The 16,272-nt window shown below is 72.0% G+C and carries 21 protein-coding genes; all 21 read left to right on the top strand.

Features of this window, described 5'->3' with window-relative positions; genetic code table 11:
* Positions 1 to 184 precede the first annotated feature (184 nt).
* Entirely contained in the window at positions 185 to 499 is a 315-nt protein-coding gene (locus EF879_RS23555) for a hypothetical protein (RefSeq protein WP_123562232.1), read from the top strand.
* Positions 500 to 502: 3 nt separating this feature from the next.
* The gene (locus tag EF879_RS23550) at positions 503 to 2,353 is read left to right on the top strand and encodes a hypothetical protein (RefSeq protein WP_123562230.1); all 1,851 of its coding nucleotides are present in this window, start codon (positions 503 to 505) and stop codon (positions 2,351 to 2,353) included.
* Entirely contained in the window at positions 2,350 to 2,577 is a 228-nt protein-coding gene (locus tag EF879_RS23545; RefSeq protein WP_123562227.1) for a hypothetical protein, read from the top strand. The genes EF879_RS23550 and EF879_RS23545 overlap by 4 nt, the downstream gene beginning before the upstream one ends.
* A gap of 2 nt (positions 2,578 to 2,579) precedes the next feature.
* On the top strand, positions 2,580 to 4,784 hold the full coding sequence (locus EF879_RS23540) for a phage minor head protein (protein ID WP_148086536.1): 2,205 nt from the start codon (positions 2,580 to 2,582) through the stop codon (positions 4,782 to 4,784).
* 287 nt (positions 4,785 to 5,071) lie between these two features.
* Positions 5,072 to 6,757 carry a major capsid protein gene (locus tag EF879_RS23535; RefSeq protein WP_233604693.1) on the top strand — a complete coding sequence of 562 codons (1,686 nt, stop codon included), beginning with the start codon at positions 5,072 to 5,074 and terminating at the stop codon, positions 6,755 to 6,757.
* A 71-nt stretch (positions 6,758 to 6,828) separates the two neighbouring features.
* On the top strand, positions 6,829 to 7,659 hold the full coding sequence (locus tag EF879_RS23530) for a hypothetical protein (RefSeq protein WP_123562223.1): 831 nt from the start codon (positions 6,829 to 6,831) through the stop codon (positions 7,657 to 7,659).
* A gap of 9 nt (positions 7,660 to 7,668) precedes the next feature.
* A complete protein-coding gene (locus EF879_RS27380) occupies positions 7,669 to 8,019 on the top strand; it encodes a hypothetical protein (protein WP_158624275.1) in 351 nt (116 codons plus the stop codon).
* A 188-nt stretch (positions 8,020 to 8,207) separates the two neighbouring features.
* On the top strand, positions 8,208 to 8,543 hold the full coding sequence (locus EF879_RS23520) for a hypothetical protein (RefSeq protein WP_148086535.1): 336 nt from the start codon (positions 8,208 to 8,210) through the stop codon (positions 8,541 to 8,543).
* 65 nt (positions 8,544 to 8,608) lie between these two features.
* A complete protein-coding gene (locus EF879_RS27050; protein WP_148086534.1) occupies positions 8,609 to 9,217 on the top strand; it encodes a hypothetical protein in 609 nt (202 codons plus the stop codon).
* Between the two features lie 69 nt (positions 9,218 to 9,286).
* Positions 9,287 to 10,309: an N-6 DNA methylase gene (locus EF879_RS23515; protein ID WP_123562217.1), complete on the top strand. Its 1,023-nt coding sequence runs from the start codon at positions 9,287 to 9,289 to the stop codon at positions 10,307 to 10,309.
* Positions 10,310 to 10,582: 273 nt separating this feature from the next.
* Positions 10,583 to 10,846 carry a hypothetical protein gene (locus EF879_RS23510; protein WP_123562214.1) on the top strand — a complete coding sequence of 88 codons (264 nt, stop codon included), beginning with the start codon at positions 10,583 to 10,585 and terminating at the stop codon, positions 10,844 to 10,846.
* 153 nt (positions 10,847 to 10,999) lie between these two features.
* The gene (locus EF879_RS23505; RefSeq protein WP_123562212.1) at positions 11,000 to 11,527 is read left to right on the top strand and encodes a hypothetical protein; all 528 of its coding nucleotides are present in this window, start codon (positions 11,000 to 11,002) and stop codon (positions 11,525 to 11,527) included.
* Entirely contained in the window at positions 11,524 to 12,024 is a 501-nt protein-coding gene (locus EF879_RS23500; RefSeq protein ID WP_123562210.1) for a hypothetical protein, read from the top strand. The genes EF879_RS23505 and EF879_RS23500 overlap by 4 nt, the downstream gene beginning before the upstream one ends.
* Positions 12,021 to 12,407 carry a hypothetical protein gene (locus tag EF879_RS23495; protein WP_123562208.1) on the top strand — a complete coding sequence of 129 codons (387 nt, stop codon included), beginning with the start codon at positions 12,021 to 12,023 and terminating at the stop codon, positions 12,405 to 12,407. The genes EF879_RS23500 and EF879_RS23495 overlap by 4 nt, the downstream gene beginning before the upstream one ends.
* A gap of 186 nt (positions 12,408 to 12,593) precedes the next feature.
* Complete coding sequence (locus tag EF879_RS23490; RefSeq protein WP_148086533.1) at positions 12,594 to 13,541, top strand: PKD domain-containing protein; 948 nt, start codon at positions 12,594 to 12,596, stop codon at positions 13,539 to 13,541.
* Positions 13,542 to 13,550: 9 nt separating this feature from the next.
* Positions 13,551 to 14,339 carry a hypothetical protein gene (locus EF879_RS27375; RefSeq protein ID WP_158624273.1) on the top strand — a complete coding sequence of 263 codons (789 nt, stop codon included), beginning with the start codon at positions 13,551 to 13,553 and terminating at the stop codon, positions 14,337 to 14,339.
* On the top strand, positions 14,336 to 14,881 hold the full coding sequence (locus EF879_RS23480) for a hypothetical protein (RefSeq protein WP_148086531.1): 546 nt from the start codon (positions 14,336 to 14,338) through the stop codon (positions 14,879 to 14,881). Before EF879_RS27375 ends, EF879_RS23480 begins: the two co-directional genes overlap by 4 nt.
* A 3-nt stretch (positions 14,882 to 14,884) precedes the next feature.
* A complete protein-coding gene (locus EF879_RS23475) occupies positions 14,885 to 15,145 on the top strand; it encodes a hypothetical protein (protein WP_123562200.1) in 261 nt (86 codons plus the stop codon).
* Positions 15,145 to 15,573 (top strand): HK97 gp10 family phage protein, encoded by a 429-nt coding sequence (locus EF879_RS23470; protein WP_199736583.1) that lies wholly within the window; start codon positions 15,145 to 15,147, stop codon positions 15,571 to 15,573. Before EF879_RS23475 ends, EF879_RS23470 begins: the two co-directional genes overlap by 1 nt.
* Positions 15,570 to 15,932, top strand: coding sequence for a hypothetical protein (locus tag EF879_RS23465; RefSeq protein WP_148086530.1), 363 nt, complete (start codon positions 15,570 to 15,572; stop codon positions 15,930 to 15,932). Before EF879_RS23470 ends, EF879_RS23465 begins: the two co-directional genes overlap by 4 nt.
* A complete protein-coding gene (locus EF879_RS23460) occupies positions 15,893 to 16,210 on the top strand; it encodes a hypothetical protein (protein ID WP_123562197.1) in 318 nt (105 codons plus the stop codon). Before EF879_RS23465 ends, EF879_RS23460 begins: the two co-directional genes overlap by 40 nt.
* The last annotated feature ends 62 nt before the right edge of the window (positions 16,211 to 16,272 follow it).

Below are 16,272 nucleotides of genomic sequence, written 5' to 3'. Positions count from 1 at the left end.
AGGCCATCGATCACTAGATCTCGCTGAGGGTCCGTCACCACGCCGGTGAGCATACTGGGCAGCCTGTTCCGCTTTGAGTCGCCATCCCCTAGCCGGCTTGCGCATTCGTGCTCTGTTGATCCTCAGCACATGGCCGATGCCCGTTGCATGTCCGGCCGCAGTGCCTCGGCTTATGCTCATACCTGTGGCGGCGATGATCGAGATCGTGGTGGTGCTATTCGTGGTCGCCCGGCTGACCCGGCTGGTCGCCGCCGACGAGATCACTCGCAGAGTCCGCGAGGCGGCGGTGCGGCGGCTGCCCGACGGCAGCTCGTTCGCGTACCTGCTGTTCTGCCGCTGGTGCCTGTCGGTGTGGGTCGCCTTCCCGGCCGCCGCCGCCTGGTGGGCGCTGTCGGCCGTGCCTCGCTGGTCCGGGCACTGGTGGGTCGACGTCCCCGCCGTCGCCCTGGCCTTGTCGCATGCGACCGGCCTGCTCGTGCGCGCCGAGCCGGAGGAGTAGCCGATGGCGTGGTGGGGCACGAAGCCGAACGCGAGCAGCGCGGTGGGTAAGGCGACCGCCGTGGTCGCCTCCGCGGCGAAGATGCGCTACGAGTCCAGCGGCACCATCCGGAAGGTCACTAAGCAGGAGTGGCAGGAGGAAGCCTGGCGGCACTACGAGGAGTGCGGCGAGCTGGCCTACGTCGTCGACCTAGTGGCCAAGGCGATGGGCCGCACCCGGCTGTACATCACGCAGATCGACGACGAGGGCCGCCCCGTCGAGTCCCCGAACGAGGCACCGGCCGGCGTCAACGACACGCTGCTCGGCGGGCCGGCGAAGCAGGCCGAGCTGCTGCACGACGCCGGGATCCAGCTCGGCGTGCCCGGCGAGTGCTACCTGATCGGTGAACTCGAGCGCGACGAGAACGGGAACGCCACCGACCGGGAGACCTGGTTCATCGCGTCGATCGACGAGCTGACGGAGAAGTCCGGAACGTACGTGCTCGACCAGGGCGCCGGGCCGCGCGAGCTCGTCCCGGAGGAGACGGTCATCGTACGGATCTGGGTGCCGAGCCCGCGGCGGCATGCGTTGCCGAGGTCGCAGGTGCAGGCGAACCGGCGGGTGCTGCGGCTGATCGAACGGCTGACCCAGTACGTGCAGTCGCAGATCGACTCCCGGCTCGCCGGGGCCGGGATTCTGCTGCTGCCCAACGAACTGTCATTCACGGCCGCCGAGCAGGAAGAGAACTCCGAGGATGGGGTGTCGTCGTTCCTGGCCACGCTGACCGAGGCGATGACCACCGCGGTGAAGGACCGCGACTCGGTGGCCGCCCTCGTGCCGATCGTCGTGCAGGGCCCCGCCGAGCACCTGGAGAAGGCCCGGCTGCTGTCGTTCGCCACCGAGCTGTCGGCGGCGGTTCCGTCGATGCTCGACGGGGCGATCCGGCGGCTCGCGCTCGGCCTCGACGCCCCGCCGGAGATGCTGCTCGGCATGACCCAGGCGAACCACTGGGGCGCCTGGATGACCGACGAGGCGACGATCAAGTACCACGTCGAGTCGAAGCTGGAACTGTTCTGCTCGGCGCTGACCCAGCAGATGCTGTGGCCGGCGCTGGAGGGCGTCGTCGACGACCCGAAGCGGTGGGTGGTCTGGTACGACACTAGCGAGCTGACGCAGACCCCGGACAAGGGCGCCGACGCGAAGGACCTGTACGCGGCCGGGGAGCTGTCCGGCGATGCGCTGCGCCGCGAGACCGGATTCGGTGACGAGGACAAGCCGACCGACGAGGAGCGGGAGCTGCGCCGGTTGCTGGAGATCGTGCGTACCGTGCCGGCCGCCGGCCCGCTGCTCGTGCAGCGGCTCCTACAGGTTGCCGGCGTGGCTGTCACGGTCGACCCGGCTGCTCTCGCCCCGGCGCCGCCGGCCACCCCACCCGCCGAGGAGGAGCCGCCCGTCAGCGAGCCGCCGGCCGGCGACACCGAGGACCGCGGCCCGCCCGAGCGGAACGCGATCGCCGCCTCGGCGGCCGAGCCGGGTGAGGCGTTCATCGCCGCGTGCGAGGCGCTGGTGCTGCGGGCGTTGGAGACGGCCGGGAAACGGGCGGTCGGCCGCCAGCGGTACCGGCACGACCACCTGGCGCCGTGGGAGCTGCACACCGTGCAGCAGGCGACGCCGGTGTCCGTGCCCCGGCTGCTCCAGGGCGCGTTCGCGACGGTGCCGCACGTCGCGTCGCGGCTCGGGGTCGACGCGGAGAAGCTGACCGCCGCCCTGACCGGGTACGTCGGCCGGCTGCTGGTGACCGGGGCGAAGCACGACCCGGCCGAGCTGCGCGAACACCTGATGGCCACGGTGTACGGAGAGCGGGTGCCGACATGACCGCCCCAACCGCGCCCGCCCCGGAGCTGGTGGCGCTTTCCGGGATGGCGTGCCAGCGGTCCGGGCGCGGCAAGGGCTGCACCCGGCTGCGGTGGCACGAGTGCCGCACCTGCGGCTGGTCGGGTGATCTGTGGGACGGCGACCAGCCGCCCGTGACCGACTTCGCGCACGTGTGCGACCCGGCCGACGTCGAGCGGCGCCGGCGGATTGTCGACGGGGGGTGACGGTGGCCGACGTCGACCCGTGGCTGCCGCTCCGCCTGGACCACGAGGCGCGGGTGGTGGCCGCCGAGAAGCGGATGGAGGTGGCCGCCAGGGCGGCGCTGCGGGCGTGGCTGCGTGCCGCGCGGGCCGTGACGCTGCCGGCGCCGGTCACCGCGGCCGCGCCGCCGCCGGACCCGTCCGCCCTCGCCGGTACCGGGCAGGCGTGGATGGAAGCCATGACGGTGCACCTGGTGCCCGAGGCCGCGCGCACGTTCGACGCCGGGGTGGTCGATGCGGGCGGGGACGTGGAGCTGCTGCGCGTCGCCCAGCTCAAGGACGAGTACCTGCAGGCGTTGCCGAACCGGCTGACCGGGGTGCCCGACAGCGCCTGGCAGCAGGTCACGGCCGTGGTGGCGGAGCTGACCGCCGAGGGTGCCAGCATCCCGCGGATCCGGGACGCGATCGAGGAGATCCTGGGCGAGCGGTCCTGGGCGGACCGGGCGGTGACGATCGCCCGGACGGAGACGGTCGGCGCGTACAACGCGGGCACGTTGACGGCGTGGCTAACCGCCGAGCAGGCGCTGGGCGAGCGACTGGACAAGGTGTGGGTGGCGACCCACGACGAGCGGACCCGCGACGACCACCGCGATGCGGACGGGCAGCGGGTCGCGCTGGACGGCGTGTTCATGGTCGGTGGGGTGCCGATGCGGTTCCCCGGCGACCCGGCGGCGCCGCCCGGCCAGGTCGTGAACTGCCGCTGCACGATGATCGAGGTGGAGGCTGACGAGCCGCTACCTGCGGTCCCTGAGCACCCCTGGCCCCGGCGTGACCGGTCCAGCGGGTTGGAGATCACGGTGACGGCGGCGGGAGCCGCGAAGGGTGGAGCCATGGCGACGTGGAAGGGCGTGCTGGCGCCGCTGGGTGCGAAGTCGGGTGACCGGCGCATCTTCGCGGCGGATGGCGAGTGGAGCTTCCGGGACATGCCGCTGCCGCTGCGGTGGGCGCGGCAGGATGCACCCGGGCATGAGGGCGCGGTGACGATCGGGCGGATCACGGCCGGCGAGGTGCAGAAGACGAAGCTGGTCGGCTCGGGTGACTTCATCGACGCGGTGCCGGAGTTGGCGGAGGCGCTGGAGCTGCTGCGCAACGGGGTGCTGTTCCCCAGCGTCGACCTCGACGACTTCGAGTTCGTGTACACGGACGAGAAGGGCCGCCCGATCGCGGACATGTCCGATGAGGAGTGGGAGGCGTTCGTCGAGTCGGGCGAGGAGCCGTACATCACGGTGACCAAGGGTCGGGTGATGGCGGTGACCCTCGTCGGGACGCAGGCGTTCACGGAGGCCCGGCTGGAGCTCGTCGACGACGAACCGGGCTCGGGCGAGCCCTCGGATGGGGTGGAGAAAGAGGAAGCGGCGGTGACGGCGGCCGGCACGGCAGCCGGGAAGAAGCAGCTCGCGCCGCTGTACCCGCCCCGGGCCTGGTTCGACGACCCGGGCCTGTCCGAGCTGACCCCGATCACGGTCACCGCGGACGGGCGGGTGTTTGGCCACCTCGCCGACCGGGACTGCCACCTGAGCTTCTTGACGCAGGGGCAGTGCGTGCTGCCTCCAGAGGAAGGCGGGTTCGACTGGTTCCACCGGCCGGAGATCATGTGCGAGGACGGCTCGCTGATCGCGGTCGGGCACATCACCGCCGGCACCGGGCACGCCGATCTATCGGCCAGCGCGGCGAGCGCCATCGCCCACTACGACAACACGGGCACGCAGGTGGCGGTGGTGCGGGCTGGCCGGGACGAGCACGGCACCTGGGTGGCCGGGTCGCTGGTGCCGGAGGCAACGGAGGAGCAGGTGCAGCTGCTGCGCCGGTCGCCGCTGTCCGGGGACTGGCGGTGGATCGGCGGCGCCCGGCAGCTCGTCGCGGCGCTGTGCGTCAACGTCGGCGGGTTCCCCGTGGTCAGGGGGCGGGCCTCGGGTGGGCGGGCGTACGCGATGGTCGCGTCTGGCTGGCGGGGCTGGCGGCCGTCGGTGCCGGCGGTCCGGCGCGGCGAGGCCGGATTCGTGTCGACGGCGGCGCTGGACGCGGCGATCCGCCGGGCCGTCGCGGCGTCGTTCGCGGCTGAGCGGCAGCGGGCTAGCACCGCGGCGGCGGCTGAGCGGATCGCCGCCAGCATCGGCCGGGACCGGTCCACGCTCGTCGCGGCGCTGTCCGCGCAGGTGCACGGCGAGTAGGGAGGGTTGATGGGCTGCAACTGCGGCGCGAGGAGCCGGAAGACGGTGTACGTGCTGTCCTACGAGGACGGCAGCGGCCGGAAGTCGAGCGAGCACCCAACGAGGGCGGCGGCGGAAGTCGCAGACGCCCGGCAGGGCGGCGGCGGGGTGATCCGGCCGGTCCAAAAGTAGGCACGCGGCCCGGCGGTGCGGATCTTGCCGCGCCGCCGGGCTACGCTGTGCCGGTACCGCCGATGCTGGCTGCGGGCCGGTCGGGATGAGATCCCTTCCGTGCTGAGGAGCCACCGGTGGACTTCGAGATCCCCGAGAGCCTGGACGGCCTCGACCTGGATGCCCTGTCCCAGCTGGAGACGGACGCTGTGGCGGCGTTCGACGCGCTCCGGGACGACCCGAACCTGGACGCCGCCGGTCTGGCGCGGCTGCGCGAGCTGGCGGCTTTCGTGCGGCAGGTACGCGACCAGCAGGCGGCCATCGAGCAGGCCGCAGCGCAGGTGGTCGCCGAGCTCGACGACTTGGACGCGGCCGTGCACGGCGGCGGTGACGACGAGGGCGACGACGCCCGTGACGGCGGTGAGCCGGCCGCCGCTGGTGAGGGTGAGCCGGCCGGCGACGGCGAGCCGGCCGAGGCGACCCCCACGGTTCAGCCGACGCCGGTGGTGGCGTCCCTGGCCCGCCGGGCGGCCCGGCGGCAGCCGAAGCCGCGCGTCGGCCGCAGCGCACGGTCGGCAGTGATCAAGGCGGCGGCGGACGTGCCGAACGTGCCGCACGGGCACGTGTTCAGCTCGGTGGCCGAGCTGGCGGCGGCGTTCGACGACAAGTGGGCCGGGTTCCCAGGCCCGGGCGCCCAGGTGCGGACCCGGATCAAGCAGGGCGTGGCGCGGGTGGAGTTGCCCGTCGACCAGGCGCTCGTCGCCGGCGGGGCGATGAGCGACTACGACGTGGTGGAGTACGCGGCGTCGGAGTCGCGGCTGTCCGGCGGCAACCTTGTCGCGGCCGGCGGCTGGGGCGCGCCCAGCGAGACGCTGTGGGACCTGTGCGAGGGCCTGGAGACCACCGAGGGGATCCTGGACTTGCCCAGCATCACGGTCCAGCGCGGCGGTCTGCGGTACCCGAACAACCTCGACTTCCGCGACTTCTACAGCGCGGTCGGGTTCGTGCAGACCGAGGCCGACAGCATCGCCGGCACGGACAAGCCGGCGTACCGGGTGCCGATCCCGACGTTCGCCGAGACGCGCCTCGAGGTCGACGGGGTGCAGATCGAGCACGACATCGTGCAGAACGCGGTGTGGCCGGAGCTGACCCGGGACGTGGTGCGCCGGGCGATGACGGCGCACGAGCACAAGATCAACGCGCGGATGATCGCCCGGATGGCGACAGCTCCAGCGCAGTCGACGGAGTTCACCCTGACGTTGGGTGGCGACGTCGACGGCGACGAGACGACCACCGCGGTTCTCGGCTCGGTGAGTCTCGCGGCGACCGACTACCGGTACCGGTACCGGATGAGCCGGCGGCGGCTGCTGGAGCTGGTCGCGCCGGCGTGGCTGATGGAGTGGATCCGCGCCGACATGGCCCGCCGCGCCGGGGTGAACTACTTCGACGTCACCGACGAGCAGATCAACGGCTGGTTCACCAGGCGGGGCCTGCGCCCGCAGTGGGTGGTGGACTGGCAGGACGGCTACGTCAACGCTGGCGGTGCCGGGTTCGGCGGTACGGCCCCGCCCGGCCAGTGGCCGGCGTCGGTCGACTTCCTGATCTACGCGCCCGGCACGTGGGTCAAGGGCTCCAAGCCGATCATCGACCTGTCGGCGGTGTACGACTCGACCCGGCTGCGGGACAACGAGTACATCGCCCTGTTCACCGAGCAGGCGACGCTGCTGGTGAAGCGCTGCTACGTGTCGTACAAGGTGACGGTGCCGCTGTGCCCGACCGGTGTGACCGGGCAGACCGTGGCGTTCGACTGCGCGGCCGCCTGAGCTACCCGTTGACGGGGCCGCGCCACGTCCCCGCTCGTGGCGCGGCCCTCCAGCCCATCCGGAGGTGACGGGTGACGCAGCCCCTCGTGTACGTCAGCGCGCCGGCCACGACGCCGTACAAGTACGGCCTGTTCTCGGCGGCGGCGGTGGTGGATCCGGTCGACCAGCGCGAGTTTCAGGCCGGCGTGGAGTGGGAGCCGGTGACGGTCGACGCCCCGGCGGCGGCGACCAGCTCGGCGGCGTCGGATCCGAACCGGCCGGCGAAGACGCTGACCGTCGGGGTGCAGCGGGTGACCGCCTCGCCGGTGCTGCGGCTGTACGCCGGCGTGGAGGCGGACCTGGCCGGCCGCGACGACCACCTGGAGCGGGCCCGCGCGGCGCTGGGCCTGGTCGAGCAGCAGTCGCTGGAGCACTACGTGTGGACCGGCGCTGCCGGGAACCGGCCGCGCCTGGCCGACCCGGGCACGCAGGTCCTCGCGGGTTCGGACGTGACGCCGGTGTCGCTGGCCACCGCGGTCGGGTTGCTGGAAGAGCACATCAGCGACCGGACCGGGGTGCTGGGTGTGGTGTGGGTGCCCCGCAGGCTGGCGGGACAGCTCGCGTCGGCGGACCTGACGCGGGTGGAGAACCCGCGGATGGTGGCGCCCCTGGGCACCCCGTACGTGTTCGCGCACACCAGCGGTGTCGGTCCCACCGGCGCCGCCCCGGCGGCCGGTGAGGCGTGGCTGTACGGGACGGGTCCGGTGATGGTGCGCCGGTCGCAGGTGACGATGCCGCGGCTGGTCGAGGCGCACGACCGGGCGACGAACGACGTGTTCGCGCTCGCCGAGCGGTTCTACACGGTCGGGTGGAGCGGGCCGGCCGCGGCGGTGAAGGTGAAGCTGCCGGCGGAGCCGGCGTAGGAGGTAGAGATGGCGCCCACGATTTACCCCACGGACCGGGCGGACGCGAAGGCGTTGGCGCGGCGGCTTCTGGACGCCGCCGGCGCGGAGCGGCACGACGAGGTGCGGACGGTGAGCGACGGCCCCCTCGGGCTCGGGTTCGACGTGCCGGAGGACCTGGCGGTGAAGGTGCTCGGCGTCGAGGGGTTCGACGTCGGCGAGGACGAGCCGGGTGCGGCCGGTGAGCGGCAGGCGGCGGAGGCCGCCGGGGAGAAGACGTCGGCCAGGGTCGGGGCCGGCGAGTCCGAGGCGAGCGCTGCCGGCGGTGGCTCCTCCGCGCCGTCGAAGGCGTCCCGGGCGCGTGCTGGCCGGAGCACGTGACTCGGAGACCCCGCGCGTCGGACCGCGCCGCCCCTGCTGGCTGCTTCCCGGGCCAGTAGGGGCGGCGTTGTCTGTGTGACCTGTTACACGGCCCCGTGGTGTACATATTTTGTGTACGGATGGCCTGCCCTCTGCATACAATGAATATGTACGCGATGTCTCCATCTACTGAGAAAGAGAGGGCAGAAATGGAACAGCGAGTGCGGGAACTCCTTGGCGAGTACCAGGTGCCGGTCGAGGTCGTCGACCCGAGCGACCTCGCCACCCAGCTGGCGATCCGGCTCGCCGAGGTCGAGCGGGCCGTGGAGGCCGCGGCCCGCGAGGTGCAGCGGGCGACGGAGCTGGCCGTCGCGTCGGCGAAGCAGGGCGACCTGCGGGCGATGACCCGGGGCTCCCTGATGGCCGCCGTGACGGACAAGGCGGCGGCGTTCGACGCGGCACTGATGCGCGTCGCGGAGCGCCGGGAGGCGCTGGCGCTGGTCGCCCACGACGTGCGGCAGAAGCGGGGAACCGCGAGCAACTGACGTCGACGAGTGCGCGCCGGCCGGGTTTCCGGCCGGCGCGCCGCCATTTCCAGAGGGAGGAAGGCATGAAGGTCACGAAGGACGACGCGAACGGGCTCGCGGCGCTGGTCGACGTCATCGGCGCGTACGGCACGGTGACCGAGGTCGACGACGCCCAGGAGCACATCACCTTTGAGCTGGCGGGCGTCGCGTACCGGTTCGTCGTGGAGGACGGCAACGCGCTCGGCGTCACCGAGCCGATGGTGATGCTCCTGTCAGTGCGAGGGCCGGACGCGAAGTGGCCGCCGTCGACGATCGTCGTCGAGGAGACGGCCGGGTTGTACGTGGTGCCGCCGAGGATCGCCGAGCGGATCGTGGCCCGGTTCCACGAGCACGGGTGGTGCCAGCAGTGCCGTGCCGGCTGGCACACCAGCTGCGAGCGGCAGGCGGGCGATGGGACCTGCCGGTGCCGGTGCCGGTGCGCGGTGGAGTGGGCGGTCAGCCGCGTAAAGGCGAGCCTCGGGCCGCTGCCGGAGCCGACGCCGACGCCGGCGGTGGCCGCGGCTCCGAGCGATGCGCAGACCGGCGTGCTGCTGCCCCGGCGTGCCCTGCGGCCTGGCTCGTGCGGGTGCGAGTGCGCGACCGGCGGCTACTGCGGCGGCTGCGGTCACGCGGGCTGCGCCTTCCGCAGCTGACCCACAAACCCGGAGCGCCCCCGCAGCCCGACGGCTGCGGGGGCGCCGCCATTCGAGCTGGAGGTACCGATGACAACGAAGACAGCGCGGCGGAAGGCCGTGCCAGAGAGTCCCCGGCAGCACGCCTGGAAGATCGCGGAGGCGGTCGACGAGGCATGGCACGGGAACTTCGGCGGCTCGCGGATCGAGATCCCGGTCAGCGTGGTCGCCGCATTGGCGCTCGTCGAGCAACGCGACCCGGACGGGCCGGACCTGGCGGAGCAGATGCTGTCGCTGGACCGGCACGGGTTCGTCGAGCTGCTGCGCAGCATCTGGAACCGGTTCGCGATCGGGCGGCCGGACCTGCTGCCCCGCACAAAGCCGCTGTGGGGGTGGCTGGACGACGACGACCTGGACGACCAGTTGCTCCGGTCGGTGCACGCCACCGGGCAGGCGGCGCTGAAGAAGGGCCAGCTGGAGCTCACCGGCGTGAGGTGGCGCCGCGAGGAGGTGGACCTGCTCGGCAGCGTGCTTCAGGCGATCCGGTCCCGGTCGGCGCGGGACGGCCTCGGCCAGTTCCTAACGCCCGTTGACGTGACGGACATGATGGGCGAGATAGTGGTGGCTGACCTGGGAATTGCGGCGTACGAGGTGGCCAACGACAGGCTGCCGCTGTCGGTGTTGGAGCCGTGCGCTGGCACGGGCACGATGCTGCTCGGGGCGGCGCGGGCTATACGCCGGCGGGGCGGCGACCCCGAGGCGGTCGAGTGGTGGGCCAACGACATCGACTGGCTCGCCGCGGCCTGCTGCGCGGTCAACGTGCACTGCTGGGGCTTGGGAATGCGGGTGGTCGTCGGGTGCGGCGACGGGCTGATGAACGACTGGATGCAGGCGGCGCTTGACGAGCGGCAGCGGGCGATCGACGAGGTGGCCAGGCTGTGGGAGCAGGCCCGGATGCTGGCGGCGGTCCGGCAGCTGTTCGGTCTGGACGCGCCGGAGGAGCCGCTGGTGCGGCACCTGCGCGAGTCGTTGCCGCCGGAGCCGAAGGCGGCGCCACCGCACTCGGCGACGTTCGACGCGGACGCGACCTACCGGCAGGGGCGGCTGTTCTAAGCCGTCTTGTGTGACCCGCTCCATAGCCCAGCCCGTACATAAATTCTGTACGCGCAGGAGGCTTGCCGTATACAATGTCTATGTACGCCACGCGCCCATCTACCTGGAGGAAGAGATGCCGGAGAAGGTGATTGAGCCCGACCTGTCGGCTGCGACTGACGAGTGTGGGCGGTTCAACTGCAACGACGAGATGGACTGCTGCTGGCACTGCGGTGCGCACTTCTCGGAGCCGCACGCGCCGGATTGCAAGCACGCGGACGAGCCGTTCGACGAGTGCGACGCCCGTCCGGCCGACCCGGAAGAACAGGCCGACCGGACGATCTGGACGGCCAGCTGGGGCGGCACCGGGAGCGGGTCGGTGAGACGGTCGAGGACCTGAAGGCATACCTGGTCCGCTCGCGGACGCCGCAGTGGTACGCGGACAAGATCGTGGCCTGGTTTGCGGGCGGCGCGACGCCGTCGCCGTACACCCTGCCGGCCTGGCACGGCGAGACCGAGTCGTGGTGGGTCGGGTCACTCGACGAGGCCCGGTCCTGAGCTGGTGACTGCGTAGACGGGACCGGCCGGGTGGCCGGCCCCGGTACGGAGTTCCCAGCCTGGGCCTCCGATCTATACGGCTACTGTTGATGATTGCGGCCGTACAGAAAAAGGTAACTGTTTAAGCAAGACCCCGTTCACGTGGAGGTAAACATGGGTCTTCGCGCGCTGCTCGGTGTCGAGGACGCCGGCGGCACGTACCGGGCGCGGTATGTCCACTACGACGGCTGCCCCACCGTGATCGTGCCCGCGCTGACCGCGCTGGTGCACAACGTGCTCGACCACGACCAGGCGGCGGCGGTCGACCATCTGCTGCGCTCCGACTGGCGGTCGCTCTACGCCCTGCCCGGCACCGGCATGGCCGGCGAGGTGGTCGGCGCGCCGATCCTCTGCGCCCCGGAGCCGGAGACGGGTCACATCGGCACGACCACCCCGGGCGACCGCGAGTGGGCTTACCTGTTCGGCGGCCACCGGTTGCACGTCTACCTGGCCGTCTGGCCGGAGCGCGGCGACAAGCAGTGGCAGCCGTGGGCGTGCTGGTCGGTCAACGAGCTTCCCAGCTTGTCGATGACCGAGCTGCTGGACGTGCAGAAGCGCGGCTTCGCGACGCAATGGCGGGCCGCTGATTTCCGGAAGTACATGGCGGCGGTCGCCGAGCGCTACGGGGAGGTTTGGCGATGACGGCACTGGTGGGGCGCTTCGCCCCCGGCGGCGACAGGTGGTACCGGGCGCGGCCGGTCGACCTGGAGGGCCAGCCGAGCTGGCTGCTCGGGCAGATGCACGCGATGTGGCGACGGAAGTTTTCGCGGGACACGGAGGAGATGGTCGCCGCGTTGCTCGACCGGGACTGGTGCTTCCTGGCCAACACCGAGTGGCCGCCGGCTGTGGTCGCCGACGAGGAGGGCCGGTGGGTGCACGTCACCGGCGTCGGCCGGGCGCACCCTCTCGGTGTCAGCGGGAGGGCGCTCGTCGGGCGGATGCCCGCCGATCCGCCCGGCGAGGGTGAGGAGTGGGCGTACCTGTGGGAGTACGCGTACGGCGCGCTGCACGTGTACGTGGCGGTGGCCGGGCGGTGGGAGCACATCGCGACGCTGCCGCTCGACGTGTGGGCCGGGCTGACCGACCAGCTGGTGCTGGACGTCCAGGCCCGGCGCGGCTGGATGGAGCGTGCGGCGTGACCGTGGAGAGTACGAGCCGGATGGGTCTGCCGATCCGGGTCGACGAACTGCGGCGCCGGGACCATGTGGTGTTCCTCGGCAATGTCGTCGAGGTCCTTGACGTGCACGGGCACCCGGACTTCGCGACGGCGTTGCAGGTGATGGTACGGCGGATGCCGGAGGGCAAGCCGGCGTCGGCGCTGCTGCCGAAGGGCCACATGGTGATCGGGCTGTACTTGCCGAGGCTGGTGCCCATGCACTGCGCCTTCTGCATCCGGGCGGTGACGGTCGAGGCGGACCTGGCGTTGGGCACCCCGAGGAAGGTGACGTGCCGGCGGTGCGCGAGCCCGCCGCCCGAAGGGACGGTGCCGATGCCGCCCGTTCAGCCGAGGAGGCTGACCTAGTTGGAGATGTTCCACCGGTGAGAGGATCGAGGGTCGTGCCTAGGGGCACGACCCTCGACCATCGGTGAGTCACCGCCCAGGCCGCGCTCGTGTCCAGGGTCGATCCGGCGCCGCCTGGGCTACCCTAGGCGGGTAGCGCCGCTGGCTGCGGGCCGGGCACAAGGATCTCCCGTTGAGGACGTGCCGATGCCTGCGGTGTGCGATGCCCCGGTCAAGGGGAAGATGCTGCGTGCCACGAAGCTCGACGCGTGCGGCAACCCGGTCATGGGGGCCGGGGGTTGGCCGGTGCACGTGGTCACGAAGGGCTTCATCTCGGTCGAGTACGCGCCCGAGTTCGACGAGGGCGAGGAGATCGACCAGAAGGACGCCAACGGCGACTCCGCCGTCTACGAGCCGGGCCGGCGGCGGATCAAGTTCTACAACGTCACCGTCAGCTGCTGCAAGGTCGACCCCGAGTTGTACACGATGTTCACCGGCCACCCTGTCGTCCTTGACGAGGACGGGGTGGCGACCGGGATGCGGGTCACCAGCGGGATCAACCTGGCGTCGTCGGTGGCGCTGGAGCTGTGGTCGGGCACGTCGCTGAAGAAGTGCGCCGGCGGGGCGACGCCACGGCCGCGGTTCGGGTACTTCCTGCTGCCGCAGATCATCGACGGGCACGTCACGGACTTCACGATCGAGAACGCGGCGGTGACGTTCACCCTGACCGGGAAGGCGATCGAGAACGAGGCGTGGGACGTCGGCCCGTACGACGTCTACCTGCGCTCGACCGGTGTCGGGAAGCTCCTCGACCCGATGGGTGAGAAGGACCTGCTGCACATCGACTGGACGACGCTGCCGCCGCCGGCGCCGACGTGCGGTATCACCGAGCGTCCGCCGGACGGTACCTTGGCCGAGGACGCCACGGACGCGACCGGCATGACGGCCGAGTTCACGGCGACGTACGTTCCGCCGGGTCCTCCGGTCCACACCTACACGGTGGATTGGGGTGACGGTGCGGTGTCGCCCGGCCCGGCCGAGGCGGCGAAGGTCAGTCACCAGTACGCATCGGCCGGCGTGTACCTGGTGACGGTCACCGACACGACGACCGGGGCGCAGCGCTTCAAGTCGGTCGCCGTGCCGTTCGCGCCGTAGGCGACCGCCGTGACGCAGCCGGTCCGGACCGGCCCGTGCGACTGGCCGCTGATCACGGCCGGCTGCGCGGGCTGGGCCGACGTGGACGCCGAGATCAAGGCGACGGCCACCAGTGTGGCGACGGAGGTGCTGTGGGCGCTGTCCGGTCGCCGCTTCGGCCTGTGCTCGTTGACGGTGCGGCCGTGCCGGCGCAGCTGCCCGGACGGATACGACTTCTGGCGGTTGCTGCCATACCTGCCGACGCTGCCGTACGGCTGGCTTGGGGTGTCGTGGTGCGGCTGCTCCGGGCCTGGCTGCTCGTGCTCGTCGCGGCTGTGCGAGGTGGGCCTGGCCGGTCCGGTGCACGGGGTGACGGAGGTCCGCGTCGACGGCGAGGTGGTGCCGCCGGCCGCGTACCTGGTGCACGACCGGCGGTGGCTGGTGCGGGTTGACGGGGACTGCTGGCCGGAGTGCCAGGACTTCACCGCGGCGGACACCGAGCCCGGCAGCTTCGTTGTGACCTATCAGCGTGGCATCCCGGTGCCGGTGGGCGGGCAGCTCGCGGCCGGGCAGTACGCGTGCGAGCTGGCGAAGGCGATTCTGGCCGACAGCACGTGCCGGCTGCCTCGGCGGGTGCAGTCAGTGGTGCGGCAGGGCGTGCAGCAGACGTTCCTCGACCCGGCGCAGCTCGCCAAGGACGGCATGACCGGGCTGCCCGAGGTCGACCAGTGGTTGCGGGTGGTCAACCCGAACCGGCTGCCCCGCGATTCGGTGGTGTGGTCGCCGGACCTGGCCGGCGGTCGCCGGAGGACGTCATGACCGCGCCCGTGGTGCCGGCCGACCCGGTGGCTTGGCCGGTCGCGGTGGCGCTGCGTGCCGCGGTGGCTGACGAGCTGGTCGCCGCGCTGGGTGGGACGCCGGCCACCACGGCGGTCGTGCCCGGCCGGGACGTGGCCATCGACGACTGCTGCAACGGGCAGGCGTGGGTGCGGATCGTGCGCGTGTTCCCGACACGGCCGGGCGAGTTCCCGCAGGGCCGGACGACGCCGATCGGCGACGGGTGTGACCCGGGGGTGTATTGGGCGGTGGAGCTGGGCGTCGGCACCGCGCGGTGCGCGCCGAGTCAGGACGACTTCGGGAACCCGCCCCCTGCGGAGGACCTGGAGCGGTCCGCGACGGTGCTCGCCGACGACGCCGGCCGGATTCGGCGGGCCGTCCTGAGCCGGCTGCCCGAGGTCGAAACGGTCGAAGAGGTGTTCGTCGGCGAGCAAACCAGCGTCGGCCCGTCCGGCGGCTGCGTCGGGCAGGAGCTGCTGGTGACGGTGATGACCACCCTGTGCGTCGGAGGGGATGAGGAGTGAGCGATGCCGAAACTCGGTGAGTTCGTGACGGTGCGGGCGCTGGTGAACATGCCGGGCGTCCAGGCCGGCGAGGTGCAGGTGCTGGAGTGGACGGCCCGGTTGGCGAAGCTGGTGCGGTTGGGCCGCTACGAGCTCGTCGAGCGGGAGGATCCGCCGACCCAGCCGCCGGCGCCGCCGGAGGGTGAAGCGACGGCGGCGGACGCCGTAGCCGCCGGCGTGGATGAGGCCGAGCCGGCCGGGGCGAAGCGGTCGCGTCGCCGTTGATGGCGCTGGTCATCAAGGCCCGCGTCGACCTGTTCCAGGGAGAGATGCGGCAGCTCCTCACCGGCCCGGTTGGGCCGGTGGTGTCGTTCGTCCGGTCGGTGGCCCGCCGGGTGCGGACCCGGGCGGTGCTGAAGTGCCCGGTCGACACGGGCCGGCTCCGGTCAGCACACCGCGAGGAGGTCGGCGTGCGCCTCGGCCAGGTGTACGGGTTCGTGGTCAACGACGTCGAGTACGCCGAGTACGTGCACGACGGCATCGGCCCGCACATCATCCGGCCCCGGCGACCGGGTGGCGTGCTGCGGTTCGAGACGGGCGGCGAGGTGGTGTTCACGACCTATGTGGACCACCCGGGCACGAGGCCGCAGCCGTGGCTGCGGGAGGCGATGGAAGAGGTGGCGGTTCCGGCGGGGTTCCGGATCGTCCGGTGATTGGGGAAGAGATGCGGGAGTTCACGACCAGCGCCAAGGCGGCGCAGAGCAGCGACGGCGGAAGGTTGCCCGACGTGCCGTTCAAGCTCGACGGCGTGGAGATGGTGTGCCGGGCGCCGAAGGACGCGCAGCTGGCGTACCTGCTGGCGGCGGCGTCGTCGAGCCGGGCGCAGGAGGACCAGGTGGCGGCGGTCCTCGACTTCTTCGAGCAGACGCTCGACCCGGCGGGTCTGCGGGTGTTCAAGAAGCGGCTGCTCAGCACCGACGACGAGTTCGACTTCTCGGACGCGATGCGGATCTTCGAGTACGTGTGCGAGGTGTGGTCCGGCCGCCCTACTGGGTCGGGCAGCGGCTCCTAGACCTGGCGGTCAACCGCTGGCCCGAGTTCCACGGCACGATGCTTCTCCGCACCGGGCGGGAGCCGCTGAGGCTGCCGCTACCGTCGCTGCTGGACGTGATCTACGCCTGGTGGGTGGAGGGGGCGACGGAGAAGGACATCGCGAAGTTCCATCGGCAGCTGACGACGCCGCCGGCCGGCGCCGAGCTGGAGGGCCGCGAGGAATGGTCGGACGAGGAGACGGACGACTCGTTCGAGCGGGCGTTGGGCAGCCTGCGCGGTGCGGCCCGTACGGCGTAGTCCCGGCGCGGTGGCATGAAGAAGGGCGACCCCGGGCGGGGGGTCGCCCTTCGCGGCTCGTT

This window comes from Micromonospora sp. HM5-17 (assembly GCF_003762835.1).
Taxonomy (GTDB): domain Bacteria; phylum Actinomycetota; class Actinomycetes; order Mycobacteriales; family Micromonosporaceae; genus Plantactinospora.
This window is presented reverse-complemented; position numbering and strand designations above follow the sequence as displayed.